General features: G+C 39.4%; 8 protein-coding genes. All 8 read right to left on the reverse strand.

Annotation, left to right across the window (positions count from 1 at the left end):
* Window positions 1-12: 12 nt before the first annotated feature.
* The gene (locus tag B3R63_RS07940) at window positions 13-2,673 is read right to left on the reverse strand and encodes a sensor histidine kinase (RefSeq protein ID WP_286729615.1); all 2,661 of its coding nucleotides are present in this window, start codon (window positions 2,671-2,673) and stop codon (window positions 13-15) included.
* Between the two features lie 94 nt (window positions 2,674-2,767).
* A complete protein-coding gene (gene kdpC / locus B3R63_RS07945; RefSeq protein ID WP_286729617.1) occupies window positions 2,768-3,373 on the reverse strand; it encodes a potassium-transporting ATPase subunit KdpC in 606 nt (201 codons plus the stop codon).
* A gap of 10 nt (window positions 3,374-3,383) precedes the next feature.
* Entirely contained in the window at window positions 3,384-5,408 is a 2,025-nt protein-coding gene (kdpB, locus tag B3R63_RS07950) for a potassium-transporting ATPase subunit KdpB (protein WP_286729619.1), read from the reverse strand.
* A 10-nt stretch (window positions 5,409-5,418) separates the two neighbouring features.
* The gene (gene kdpA, locus B3R63_RS07955) at window positions 5,419-7,131 is read right to left on the reverse strand and encodes a potassium-transporting ATPase subunit KdpA (RefSeq protein WP_286729621.1); all 1,713 of its coding nucleotides are present in this window, start codon (window positions 7,129-7,131) and stop codon (window positions 5,419-5,421) included.
* Between the two features lie 417 nt (window positions 7,132-7,548).
* Entirely contained in the window at window positions 7,549-8,337 is a 789-nt protein-coding gene (locus B3R63_RS07960) for a TorF family putative porin (protein ID WP_286729622.1), read from the reverse strand.
* 650 nt (window positions 8,338-8,987) lie between these two features.
* Entirely contained in the window at window positions 8,988-9,680 is a 693-nt protein-coding gene (locus tag B3R63_RS07965) for a hypothetical protein (protein ID WP_286729624.1), read from the reverse strand.
* Between the two features lie 12 nt (window positions 9,681-9,692).
* Window positions 9,693-11,753, reverse strand: a complete 2,061-nt coding sequence (locus B3R63_RS07970) for a hypothetical protein (protein WP_286729625.1) — start codon at window positions 11,751-11,753, stop codon at window positions 9,693-9,695.
* Window positions 11,744-13,264, reverse strand: coding sequence for a hypothetical protein (locus tag B3R63_RS07975; RefSeq protein WP_286729626.1), 1,521 nt, complete (start codon window positions 13,262-13,264; stop codon window positions 11,744-11,746). Before B3R63_RS07975 ends, B3R63_RS07970 begins: the two co-directional genes overlap by 10 nt.
* Between the last annotated feature and the right edge of the window lie 535 nt (window positions 13,265-13,799).

Raw genomic sequence — 13,799 nt, forward strand, 5'->3', positions numbered from 1 at the left:
AGTTATTGCCTTTTAATCTTGTGAAATATGAACAGGTAAAACAATCTGAATATTGGTACCTTTATTTTTGAGACCAATCTGCGCCTTAATACTTCCTATATGTGCGGAGATAATGGCTTTAACAATCGCCAGTCCCAAGCCTGTCCCAGTAGGATTACGGTCGCCATGCATGGTATAGAACATATCAAAAATTTTTTCTCGGTCAGCAATATCGATACCTTTACCTTGGTCACTAATATCAAACTGGATATGTGCGGTATCAGGTTGTGAAAGAATAATATCAATTGGCTGATCTTCAGGATTAAATTTGGCAGCATTTTCCAGCACATTAAATAATGCCTGTTCAATCAGCGCAGGATGTACATAAATTTTCAGCTCTTGCGGCAGGCGTTGAATATTAAATTCAACTACAGGTTTATAACGTTTTAAGCGTCTGGTTGCTGTATCCACCAGTTCATTGACCTCAATCCAGTCACGCGTCAGTTTCAACCCCTGATAGCCCAGTCGGGTCATGTCCAGCAAATTCTGTATATAACGGTCTAGACGTTCTCCTTCCAGCCCTATGGTCTCGAGTAAAGTAAGCTGGTCTTCTTCGGTCATAGTAGACTTGTAAGTAGCAATGGTATCTGCTGCTCCTATCATAGCAGCCAAAGGTGAGCGCAGGTCGTGAGACACCGAAGAAAGTAAAGCTGAACGAAGTTTTTCAGTTTCAGAGCTGATATTGGCATATTCCAGTTCCTTGCTGAGCTGCGTCCTGGTAATAGCTTGGGTAATATATTCCACCATAGCTTCAGCCAGACGTCTTTGTTCAATATTCATTTCCCTCTGATTTTCTGAAATATTGAGCCCGATAACACCTATACATTCTTTCGAAGCCAATAAAGGCAGAAACCACCAAGCACTTTCACTCAAAGTCTGGGTAAAACGCCCGGAAGGCTGGTGATTCTTCAATGTCCAGTTTGCCGAAATTTTTTCTTTTTCGGTCAGCAGATTTTCATCTGAGCTTAATGCTGTTTCATCACTCAGCTTAAACCAGACCTGAACATTTAAACTTTTTTCCAGACTGTTCTGTCCGATTTCAATTACTTGCTGCAGGTCAACCGCAACAGAGAGTTTCTGCCCCAAATCCTGCATAATACTGTTATAGCTGTTTGCCGATCTTAGGGCGACCACCTGTTCACGCAAGCGTGATGCCAAACGGCCCGCAATAAGTGCTGCTGCCAGAAACGCCACTACAGTGACCACACTTTTATGAGCCGAAATCTGGAAAGTTAATGTCGGTGGAATAAAGAAAAAGTTATAGGCAAAGAAAAAAAGAATAGCTGCAAGCATGGCAGCAGTCATTCGGGTATTGGCTGCAACAAAAATAACCGCAGTAATAAAAATCAGTGATAGCTCTTCAACTTTTAAGTATTGCACACTTAGTTTTGCAATCAGAATACTAGTTATCGTTGTGATCAGTACAAAAATCAGTTCTTTTAAATTTAAGACATAATTTTGCCTGTTAAAACGGTAGGCTTGCGGCTTACCTTGCTGAACCGGAACAATACTCAGTTCAAATGCGGGTTGATATTTTAACAGCTGATGGGCTAAGGGCGGCCTTAACCAGCTGTAAAATAGCGGCCGACTTTCCTGTTCTAGTACCAGTGTTGAAATTCCCCGTTCACAGGCAAAATTATACAGTGACCCTGCATAGTTTTTTCCATATAAAATATCAGTCATTCCCCCTAGCTGCCGTGCCAGATGAAGCGCCCGCTCAATTTCCCTGCCTGTACTGTGAGTTTCAAATGAGATCGGGTTATGACCGGATGCTGTAGTTAAAAATGCGGCTACAGTCCATTTTGCATTACGGCGTTCGGCAATACGGCTTCCTATCCGTACCAATGCTTCAGAGTTCTGGTTACCCTGAATCATGATTAACACATGATTATTCAGGGGCGTTAGCGAAAGACCCTTTACATCAAACTGCTCCCGTGCGTCTATATCAATATGATGGGCCACCGTCTGTATGGCCAGTTCACGTAATGCTGTCAGGTTGGCAATATTAAAAAAGCTTTTTAAGGCATGCGCCGCCTGATCAGGTACATAAACTTTACCCTGATTTAAGCGCTCTAGCAGCTCATTTACCGGCAAGTCGATGAGGCGTATATCACGGATACGCTCAAAAATCTGATCTGGTACGGTTTCTTTTACCCGTATTCCCGTAATCTGGAATATGACATCGTTCAAGCTTTCCAGATGCTGAATATTCATGGTGGTAAAAACATCGATACCGGCATCAAGAAGCTCATTAATATCCTGCCAGCGTTTTTTATGGCGGCTCCCGGGTATATTCTGGTGCGCCAATTCATCTACCAGTACAATGTCTGGATGGATCTGTAAAATACTGTCCAGATCCATCTCTTCAAGATTATGGTTTTTGTATTCAACTATCTTTCTTGGAATCACAGGCAGGCCGGCAACCAGCTCCTCAGTTTCCGGACGCCCATGAGTTTCAATATAACCAATTGCTACATTCTGGCCCTGTCCATATAGCTCATGCGCACGTGACAGCATGGCAAAAGTTTTTCCCACTCCTGGTGCTGCGCCCAGAAAAATTGTCATGTGCCCCGTCTGATGACGCTTGACCTGCTGTAACAGTATATCGGCCTTATTTGTTTGTATATTTGTCATTTTTCATTCTTAAAACAGAGGATCATCTATCTCTTGAGCAAGGTATTGATGATCCTGAACGTGCATATTTCAGTATAAATGAAATCTTGAAAACTTATTTTCGTTTTAGCTGATCAAGTGCAAGATTCAACTCCAGTACATTTACCCGGTTTGAACCTAACACTCCAAATGTTGGCTGCTGGGCGTATTTAAGGACAAGTTCCCTCACCTGCTGTTCAGGCATACTATGCTGTTCAGCAATACGCTTTACCTGTATGAGAGCTGCCTGTACGCTAATTTCAGGGTCAATCCCGCTTCCTGAAGCAGTGACCAGATCTTTAGGGATCTGATCTGGCTGAATTGCTTCAAGGCTGGCAACCTGAACAATACGTTCAGCGATCACTTTCTGAAGTTCGGGATTGGTTCTGGCCAAATTACTCCCCGCCAGCGCCATGGGGTCATAATTGGCCACTGATGGCCGTGAATGGAAATAAGAAGGAGCAGTAAAAGGCTGCGCCACCAGTTTAGAACCAACAACCTTGCCTTCATATTTAATCAGGCTGCCATGAGCCTGCTCTGGAAAAATTGCTTGTCCGATCTTTGTTGCAATCGCACTATAACCAAACCCGCATACTACTAAGGCGAACAGGCTTAAACCGATTGCTGGCCTGATTAAAGCACTCATGGCTGGCTGTGTAACAGGCTGAGTTAATATTTGCATATGATTCTCCTTAAACACCCATAATCAGGCTGACAATCAGGTCAATGCCCTTAATAGCAACAAAAGGCAATATGACTCCCCCCACGCCATAAATCAGCATATTTCGGCGTAATAGCTGAGTTGAAGTGGAAGGCGTAAATTTGACACCGCGCAATGCTAGTGGAATCAGTAATGGAATAATAATGGCATTAAAGATCAGTGCAGAAAGAATGGCATTTTCCGAACTGGCGAGTTGCATGACATTGAGTACTTGCATTTGTGGAATAGCCAATACAAATAAAGCCGGTAATATTGCAAAGTATTTAGAGATGTCATTTGCCAGCGAGAAAGTTGTCAATGCACCGCGGGTAATTAGCTGCTGTTTCCCAATCTCAACCACTGCCAGCAGTTTGGTCGGATCTGAATCCAGATCTACCATATTACCGGCCTCTTTAGCAGCCTGAGTTCCAGAATTCATAGCCAGACCAATGTCGGCTTGTGCCAATGCCGGTGCATCATTAGTACCATCCCCTACCATTGCCACAAGATGACCATTTTGCTGCTCGCGGCGAATACAGGCCAGTTTGTCTTCTGGTTTAGCCTCGGCGATATAGTCATCTACGCCAGCTTCAGCTGCAATTGCAGCCGCAGTCAGAGGATTATCACCGGTAATCATAACGGTCCTGATTCCCATCTCTCTCAGGCGTGCAAATTTTTCTTTAATGCTGGGTTTGACCACATCAGACAGTTCAATCACTCCAAGAATATTCTGGTTTAAACTGACTACCAGTGGCGTTGCACCTTTGGAGGCTACCTGCTCTACCCGTGTTTTCAGTTCAGGATTATTTTCAAGAGACTGAGAGGTAAATTTCAAGATTGCATCTATGGCTCCTTTGCGGACTTGCTGGCCAGTTTCCAGATTAATCCCAGAAATACGGCTGGCGGCATTGAAAGCAATAAATTCGGCCTGTTCTGGCTGGTGCACATGCTCGCCCAGTTCTTTTGCCAGAGACACCACAGATTTACCTTCTGGTGTAGGGTCAGCAAATGATGTTAATACTGCTGCCTGACGTAGCTCAGATGGTGTTACGCCAGTTAGTGGATAAAATGCAGTTGCCTGACGGTCTCCATAAGTAATGGTTCCGGTTTTATCCAGTAATAGCACATCGACATCTCCCGCTACTTCAACCGCCTTGCCAGATTTGGCAATCAGATTGGCTTTTAATGCGCGGTTCATGCCAGCAATACCAATGGCAGGCAATAAACCGCCAATCGTTGTCGGAATCAGGCAGACCAGTAAGGCCACCAGTACAATCGGATCAAGAGTAATACCCAGAGATCCGGCTATGACTGGCAGGGTTGCTACCACCAGCACAAAGGTTAGGGTCATAACCGTCAATAAAATCCCCAGAGCAATCTCATTGGGAGTTTTCTGGCGGTTTGAGCCCTCAACCAGTGCAATCATCCGGTCCAGGAAACTATGTCCAGTTTCAGCAGTGACCTGTACAATAATGCGGTCAGTCAGAACTTTGGTTCCTCCGATCACACCAGAACGGTCCGTCCCTGCTTCACGCAGTACGGGTGCAGATTCGCCAGTAACCGCAGCTTCATTAATCGTGGCAAAACCATACACAATTTCACCGTCTGCAGGAATCAGCTCCCCTGCCCGGATTTCTATTAAATCATTTAGAGCCAGTACGGTAGCAGCAATCTGTTCGCCGTCCTTATCCTGCAAGGTTTTTAAACGTCGGGCCGTGAGGTTCTGACGAGCTTGCCGCAGGGAAGCTGCCTGCCCGCGTCCTTTGGCCTCTGCTACAGCTTCTGCATAATTGGCAAATAAGACCGTAATAAAAAGAATAAAAGTAACAGCCATCCCAAAAAACAGCTGGGTCTGTCCGAACACTGTACTGAACAATGTAATCAAGGTTCCCAGCCATACCACTGCCATTACCGGATTTTTAATCATGTGCTGTGGGAGCAGTTTAATAAAGGCATTTTTCCAAGCAGCGCTCTGGTATAGAGCAGGAACTTTTTGTGTTTGATTCACAGATTTCATTATTTTCCCCTTAGCCCTGAACCAGTAGTAAATGGTCAGCAATGGGTCCCAAGACCAAGACAGGCATGAATTGTAAAAGAGTTAGCACGACCACAATGGCAATCAGTGTTAAGGCAAATGTGGGCGTTTCTACTTTCAGACTGCCTGCACTTTCAGGCGCCTGCCGTTTAACTGCCAGACGGGCAGCAATCAGTAAAGGAATAATCAGTGCCGGAAAGCGGCCTGCCAGCAGCGCAATACTACAGCTGATATTCCACCAGACAGTATTATCAGCCAGTCCTTCAAACCCAGAACCATTATTGGCAAAGGCCGAAACATATTCATAAAATACCTGGCTGATTGCATGGCTCCCGGGATTACTGTTACCAGTAAGTTCAGGAAAGAACAGGCTTATTGCAGTGAACAGTAAAATAACTGCTGGCTGAATAAGAATAACTACAGCCAGTAATCTGATTTCAGGTGCTTCCACTTTTCGGCCGAATAGCTCTGGTGTACGACCTGTCATCAGCCCGGCAATAAATACCGCCAGGAACAGATAGACCAGAAACTGCTGTAAGCCACAGCCAATTCCACCCCAGATGGCATTGATCAACATGTTTGACAATGCAACCAGTCCGGTCAATGGTGCGGATGAATCATGCATCATATTGACAGAACCATTATTTACCTGCGTTGTCACAGCAGCCCAGAGTGCCGAAGAACTCTCAGCAAAACGGACTTCTTTACCTTCCATTGATGAGATATTTGTGGCTGTATCAGATAAGCTCTCTGACCAGATTGCACCAGTCGCCGAGATGACTGACATCAGCAGCATTGAACCAAATACAAAGCCTGCAAATTTTGGACGTCTGGTCAAAAAACCCAGCATGACAATAATAGAAACTGGAATAAGCAAGATTGCCAACATTTCCAGAAAATTGGAAAGTGGTGTCGGATTTTCTAAGGGCACACTACTGTTTGGCCCATACCAGCCGCCGCCATTACTACCAAGCTGTTTAATTGCCACCATCGGTGCCACAGGCCCTAATGGAATTTTCTGAGTGGAAAGTTCAGCATTAGGTTGAACTACCTGAACCTCTGGCCCGCCCTCAAAAGTCGAAGGTACACCCTGACTGTTCAGCAGCAGCGACCAGAGTAGACAGAGTGGAATTAAAAAACGGAATGTTGGCCGAATTACATCTGCCCAGTAATTTCCTACATTTAGTCTGGCCAGCGCTGAACTGTTATCACATTCGATAGGTCCTGGCTGTTTCAGATTAAACAACGCACGCAAGGTAGCAACTACCATAGCCAGCCCCATCATAGGTGTAATTATCTGCAAGCCCACAATACCGACCATTTGTGACAAATAAGATAGCTGTGTCTGACCAGAATAATGCTGCTGGTTAGTATTAGTCAGGAAAGAAATCATGGTGTGTAAAGCCAGGTCCCATGACATACTAGGTGCATGGTTTGGATTAAGTGGTAGCCATGCCTGTACCATAAAGAGTATCCAGACCAGCATGCCTACAACAAAACAACTTAAGACAAAGCTCAATATATAGGTTCTGGCACTCATTTCCTGTTGAGGCTGGGTGCCCAGTACGGCGTAAACAGGTTTTTCTATCCAGCTAAACAGGATGTCACTTCTCATTTTGTGATATTGCATCACGTCTGATAGATATTTCCCCAAAGGAAAAGCAAAAATTACTACCAGCGCGATCAATAAAAAGAATTCCAACATGCCTCTTTCCCCTATTTCAATAAATTAGAAGACAGAAAGAGCATCTGGTATTTTTTCTTATTTAATAACGCGTCCCCATGATGACTTATTCTCATGTACGCATCATCTGCAAATTGGGTAAACATTTTTCGAACCTTGATCATTGGAAAATTCCACTATCAAGTATGAAAAAGGGTACCGTAAATTTTCTATTGATAAAGCACTAAAGGGCGTAAATTTTGCGTAAATTCTAATTCCTACGCACACTTTTAAAAATAAAATAAAAACAATAATTTAATATTATTCTATATTTATTAAAATGAATATCCTGGAGAATAATCTAACTCATATAAACCATTTTTTATTAATATATTTATAGCCAGATTACTAAAAATAAAGCTCAAAAGTACGCAGTCATACTTTTGAGCTTATCGCATCTTAAAAAGCTTTGGTAAGGGTAAATACTGCGCCAGTATCTACACCGCGCTTGCCAGCATGATCTAACGCATCTGTATCCAGATTAGTACCCACTACAGCAAGTTCTGCGCTTGCATCAGGGAAAGAAGCGAAATTATAAGTCAGGCCAGCTTTATAGTCGAAATAACTATTTTCACCTTGCTGATTAAAATCATAGTCATCTACAGTGGTATAGCCAATACTGGCCACCGCACCGAAATTAGTCTGGGCAAGCGGTACAGCATACCCTAGCGTAGCATTCCAGCTATTCTTGTCTTGACCTGCATAGTCATTGGTATAGCTCAGACTTGTTAATAGACTGTCATCATTTATTAATATACGTTCAAGAATAAGTCTGGCATATAACTCTGCATAATCACCCTCATTACCACTAATATAATTATAGTAACTTGCACCTATATCTAAAGTTACAGGTACTGAACTTGATAATTTGAGAGGCGTGCTATAGCCAATTGATGGATCAAGTTCCATATGAGGGTCTGCAGTACCATAATCTACATTCGAGGCAAAAGCACTGAAATATAATCCACTTTTATGTGTCAGAGTTGCGGTTCCCTGAATAGCTGGGTCAGTTTGGGTTTGAGTAATCCCACGGAAACGGTAATCGCTGGTAAGGGTAATATTACCACTGAGTTCAAAGCCTTGGGTATTTTCAGCTGTTTCAGAAGCAGCAAAAATCTGATTTGAACATATACCAACAATTGAAAAAGCTATAACCTTTTTAAAGATTAAATTGGAGTTAAAAAGCATAATACATCACATAGATACTAAAATAAGTTATAAGATTAATTAGGCAGAGCGTAAAATTTATAGCATAAATTACTTGAAAAACATAAATTTTATATAAAAATATTTAATTAACTTTAGTATAATATATATTTTTCTTATTTGCATTATATTCCATAATTTACGATTACTTAAAATAATTAACTTAGAATAAATATTTTATTTCTTTACTCAGAATTATAAAATACACTATTTATTCAAAAATTATATTTCTTTAAAATTAATTAATTTTCTATTTTAAAATTAATAACATTAATTTAACTATACTATAATTATTATACAATTTTATAAGAACAATAATTTTATTTATATCACACCCATCATTAACTTAATACAAACCAATAACTATAATATATCCAAAAAAATTTAAATTAAAAATCTATTTTTCAAAAAATTTTATAAACTATTATTCTAGCAAATTAATGATAAAAGTTATACTTATTAAGCCCCATACCAGATTAAAAAATTTTAACCTTTTAATATTAAAAAAATTAAAACCCCCTAAATTTAAAAATATTAAACTAAAAGAGACTACCAAGAAATCTCTTTTAGCTCAGAAAAATATTTAGTCATTTACAATTTTGACTTATTCTAGATTTTACTTAAAAATATTTTTAAATATTATCAAGATTTTTTGGCTTATCTGATGAACTTGTTGGCACTTTAAATTCAATACCTGCTTTTTTAAGTAATTTAGGATATTCCACTAAAGCCATAGTCGAATTTTTAGCAATACCAGTTATATCATTAACTAAGCCTTTAGCATCAATTAAAGTCATTCCTGTATTGGTCAAGCCAGTTGGGTTTGAAATTAAGTTGGTGCTCACTTGTTTAGCCCCTAAAGCTAATTCACGAGCAGTTAAACTTGCAATAGCAAAATTAGTTGCAGAGTTCAATAAATGTTTCTTCTGCTCAACATTTAGCGCTGAAAGTTTAGCGACTGTTGCTTCTTCATCTTTTTGAGAAGTTTCTAGAACTGTATTTGACAGTGCTACAATTTGTTTTTGAATCGCTTCTTTTTCTTTCAAATCAGAGGTCGTTTTCAAAATTTTTTGTTTTATTTTTAATTCATCTGAGTCCTGTTTACTTGCAAGTAATGATGCTAAAGCCGTACGGCTCTGAATAAACATTGCGTTAGTTGCTTTAGCTTGCGTGAAAAAACCATTGAGGTCCATATTTGAAGAAGATACGCCAGTTATAGATTCAGATAATGATGACGAAAGATTACTCAACGATCCGAAACCTGCATAGATACTTGATGTACCCATTGAAGCAGTTACAGCTAAAACAATTGCAATTTTTTTCATATCCTGTTACCCCTATTGTGAAGAATCGGCTTTTTGCACGATTTGATTTAAAATTTTTGGTAAAGCCTCAAACAACTGAATGTTATACATTTCATGACGATGCTGATATTCGATACCCTTCAATCCAATTTCTTGTTGCAAACCATAAGCCCCTATTTTTTCAGCCTTTTGGTTAAATCTGCGTGCACCACTAGCTATAACTAATGTGGCATCACAATTACTTTTGTCTGCATTACATCTAATACTGTCTTGTTTAACTTCGAGCTTAAGCACTGGCTGTAAACATTCATCTGTTGGAATATGAAAGTTAACTTTCATATCTTTTTTAAACCCAGCATTTTCAGTCATAGCAATCACTGAGTCTTTTAGTAAAGTCTGTCCTTTAAAGCCTGAACCTGTCGCATAGAATGGTCGTTTCGATTGCCTGGTAAAAGCGTGATAAATCAATGGACCAAAACCATAAAATGGAATTTCACCAACTTGCTCAGTATGTAGCCCTAAACATAAAACACGAAATTGCTTTGAGTCTCCTACTGGGGCAGAGCTATCTAGCAAAACACTGTCTCCAGAACGTACGGGTAACCGATCACTACTGTTAACTGGAAAATCTAATTGTGCATTAACTTTCGTGCCTTGACGCCCTAAAACAGTTGCTTCCCATGTTGGAATTAAAATATTACGTCCTGCTGCTTTATCTGAGTGATAAACATGAACTTTCATTCCTGTACTTAAGCGCTCGCCAGCATCATCAATAACTATGTTCTGATCACTTGATCCAGAGACTTTTAAATCAGAACGAGTAAATTGAATCCCTTTTTGAAATTGTTGGCCTAATTTCAAAAGTGCATTTTTCAATACAACTTCTTTACGAGCCTCGAGAGAAAATCCCATTCCATCTGAAATCACATCCTTGATATCATCGGTCGCATGCGCGGAGTATATTACCCGACCAGAACGATCAATCATTTCGGCAAAGACTTCACTATGAAAAACCTGTTGCTGCGTTATTTTTCCAATTTGTTGCTGATAAGCAATTACAGGGATGACATTTATCCGAATGAAAAATTCAGGTAATTCACGTTGGTTAATGTCTTCACTTTGCGCTAATCCAGTTTGCTCACTAATACTTTGTGCCATCGCACTATAACGTCGATTGACTGGTGTTAGAGTAAATGAGGTTTGCTCACCCACTGCATCAGAAAAAATTTGTTCTATTAAATCTTTCGATTCGCCTTGATAAGTCAGCACATCGACCACCAAAGTTTTGGGCTTATTCATAGCCCGTCGTGTATTGGTTGAAACTTTACTAAAGTGCTTACTACTGCTCTGCATCAAGACTGGTACAGCCACAGCATAATCACTGTCAGCATGCACAACACGAATCAAATCACCATCTGCTGAGCTGAGCTCATCTTGTGCAGCAATCCCTTGCTTAAAGCCTTTATCTAAAACAAGATAGGATTTCCACTGATCAATCACTTGAGTTTCTATTTCAGAAACTTTAAGTTTTGATTTTAATTCTTGAGTCACTTGTTGCGTTAGCATCAACAAAGTACTTTGAAATTTTTGCTTAATTGCTGTTTTGGTTACGCTAGAATCAATCTCTGTAGCAAGTACTTGAATTGGTTGTGACAAGGTTTTACTGTCACTATATATAACCTCTCCTGATAACACATTGGTGAGTTTTAGACTTAAGGTCACTGGAAGAAAAATTTCGGCGGTCGAATCCTTCCTCACAATGTATTCACTTGCACGCAAAACTTCTATTGATGCGATATAAGTGCGATTTTTCGTTTTTTGTGAAATGATATCGACAATCTGTTCATCGAAACTTTGCTTTAAACTTTGTACAAAAAGTTGCTCAACTTGTTTACGAATACTTTCATTGTCAATCGCTTGACTGAAGTCACATACAATTGAAGACCCATTCGCTTCGTATTTGCCAGGATCATTACGACAAGGTTGCTCTAGACCAAAAATTCCTTTCGATGGGTAGATTTGAATATTCGCGTTTGCCCATGACGAAATAAGCATCGGCATAGCTAAACATAAAGCTTTTAACTTTATTTGCATTGTGTACCACCAATACAAAGTGTAATCGTATTGCCAGCTTGTAAACGCTCAGCACTTGATAGAGTTGGATTTACTTTACGTAGTGCTTTAGCCAATTCGGCACTAACAGGTTTCTCACTCTTATAGGTCATAGTCATTTCGACCAATTTTCCATCCTGAGTGCGAATATCGATATTTCTTGCACCATCCATTTCATCTAAGGCAATGTATAAATCATCTCCTAAACGAGAAGAAACTTTACCAGAGACACTTTTCACAAAAATGGTAATTTCTTTACCATACATAGAGCGATTTTTTGCATAACCCAGAATCTGTGGCCCTACTTGGCTAACGGCTAATTCGCCAAGTTTCTTAGCAACATTCGTACGGCAAGAATCTGTAGTCGCACCTGTCGAAGATTCTGTACGAGTTTCCCCACCTATTAAAGTTGAATCATCGACTGAATAAATTTTAAAACTAACAGCACCATCACAGACAAATTGCCCAGTAGCACTCGAACGACCACGATCATAAATATAAGAGCTACCCGCCATAAACCAATCGGCTTTTTCTTTTCGTGCAGCGATTACAAGTTTGTTCAGCTCTGTATCACTCATCAATTGCTGAATCGACATACTCCGACCATTCAAATACTGACTTCTAAAACGGTCAGAATCGAGCAAACGTAAATCATAGCGTGATGCAGAACTAGCAATTGAATTTAAGGTTTGATTATCACGCTCAGCTTTAGTACTTGGAGTTTGATATTCCACATATTTCACAAACCTTTGAATATCATTTTGTCGTTCGGATTGGCTGTATTTAGCCGATTCGCTAGCATTATAGCTGCTTGAAGATGAGGATTTACCTGAATTATTGTGGCTTGCTGAACGAGAAGATCCTCCAACCCCTGCACCATAGTAATTATCATAAGCATAACCTGATGCAGCAGATGAGCGACCTTTTGAAGAATAATAATCTGAAGCACTGGCTTTGGCACTTTCACTGGCTTTGTAACTAGCATCTTCATCATAGTTATAGCTACGATCAGAAAAATATGATGTGAACTCTTTAACAGGTTTTGAGTTATTTTTCGGTATCCCAAAATATTCATCCATTACAATCATAATTGGACTAGTACGGCTATTTTTCTTTGCTAGTCCTAAATCATTGAGAATTAAACGGAATTCCTGATCATCTATTTCAAGACTAACTTGGGTAACTAGCTCATTGTTACTATTGGTATTACTGCCTCGGTTTAACACGTAACTGTTATCGATTTGTTTTACAATATCATCTAAATATTGATTCGCTTCGTTCATAGCTTGAGGGCCATTAATACGTTTAATCAAAGTAATCACTGCATCTTTTTTTGCATTATTGAATGCTTGGTTACGTGTACTATTTAGGTCTTTTTTAATGATAGGTGCACTCCCTTCCCCATTCACTTTAACGATTTCAGCAGTGCTAACTTGAACAATACCCATGCACAATAATGTTAATATAGCCTTTTTCATAATTTCCTTCTTCATTAAAGCTTCAAGCTAGAACTATAATTTCTTTATTAAATTTTAAAGTAATCTTTTATACATACAAAAAACAGACAGATAATAAACAAAATTTAATAATAATAATACTATTATCTTGTTTTTGCTTTTATTGATTTTTCATAAAAAATTAGAGATCTGAAGCTCCTACTGTCTTAATATTAATTAAGTTCATTTCAATTTTAATGAATTTTCTGGGCCAATAAGCTGATACAGTTTTGAGTACTTTTTACTTTTTTAGGAAAACTCAAGTCAGGTGAGCTTATTCCTCATTTTATAGATTATTGGATACCCTAAGTATTTTGAATTGAATGACCTATTTAATACTAATCAGTTAGTTTATCTGAAAAGTTAGACCTATAGACATAATTCATGATTCTTATAGCTAATGATTGATACAATAGTTAATTTATTTAAATCATAACCCTTCCTATAAAAATTAATTTAGATGGATTCAATTCACTGCCCTTAAACTTTTGTATTGATTGCTGAAAGTTTTGAACCTGTAATAGGTTATACC

The sequence above is a fragment of the Acinetobacter sp. UBA1297 genome (genome assembly GCF_002307755.1).
Taxonomy (GTDB): domain Bacteria; phylum Pseudomonadota; class Gammaproteobacteria; order Pseudomonadales; family Moraxellaceae; genus Acinetobacter; species Acinetobacter radioresistens.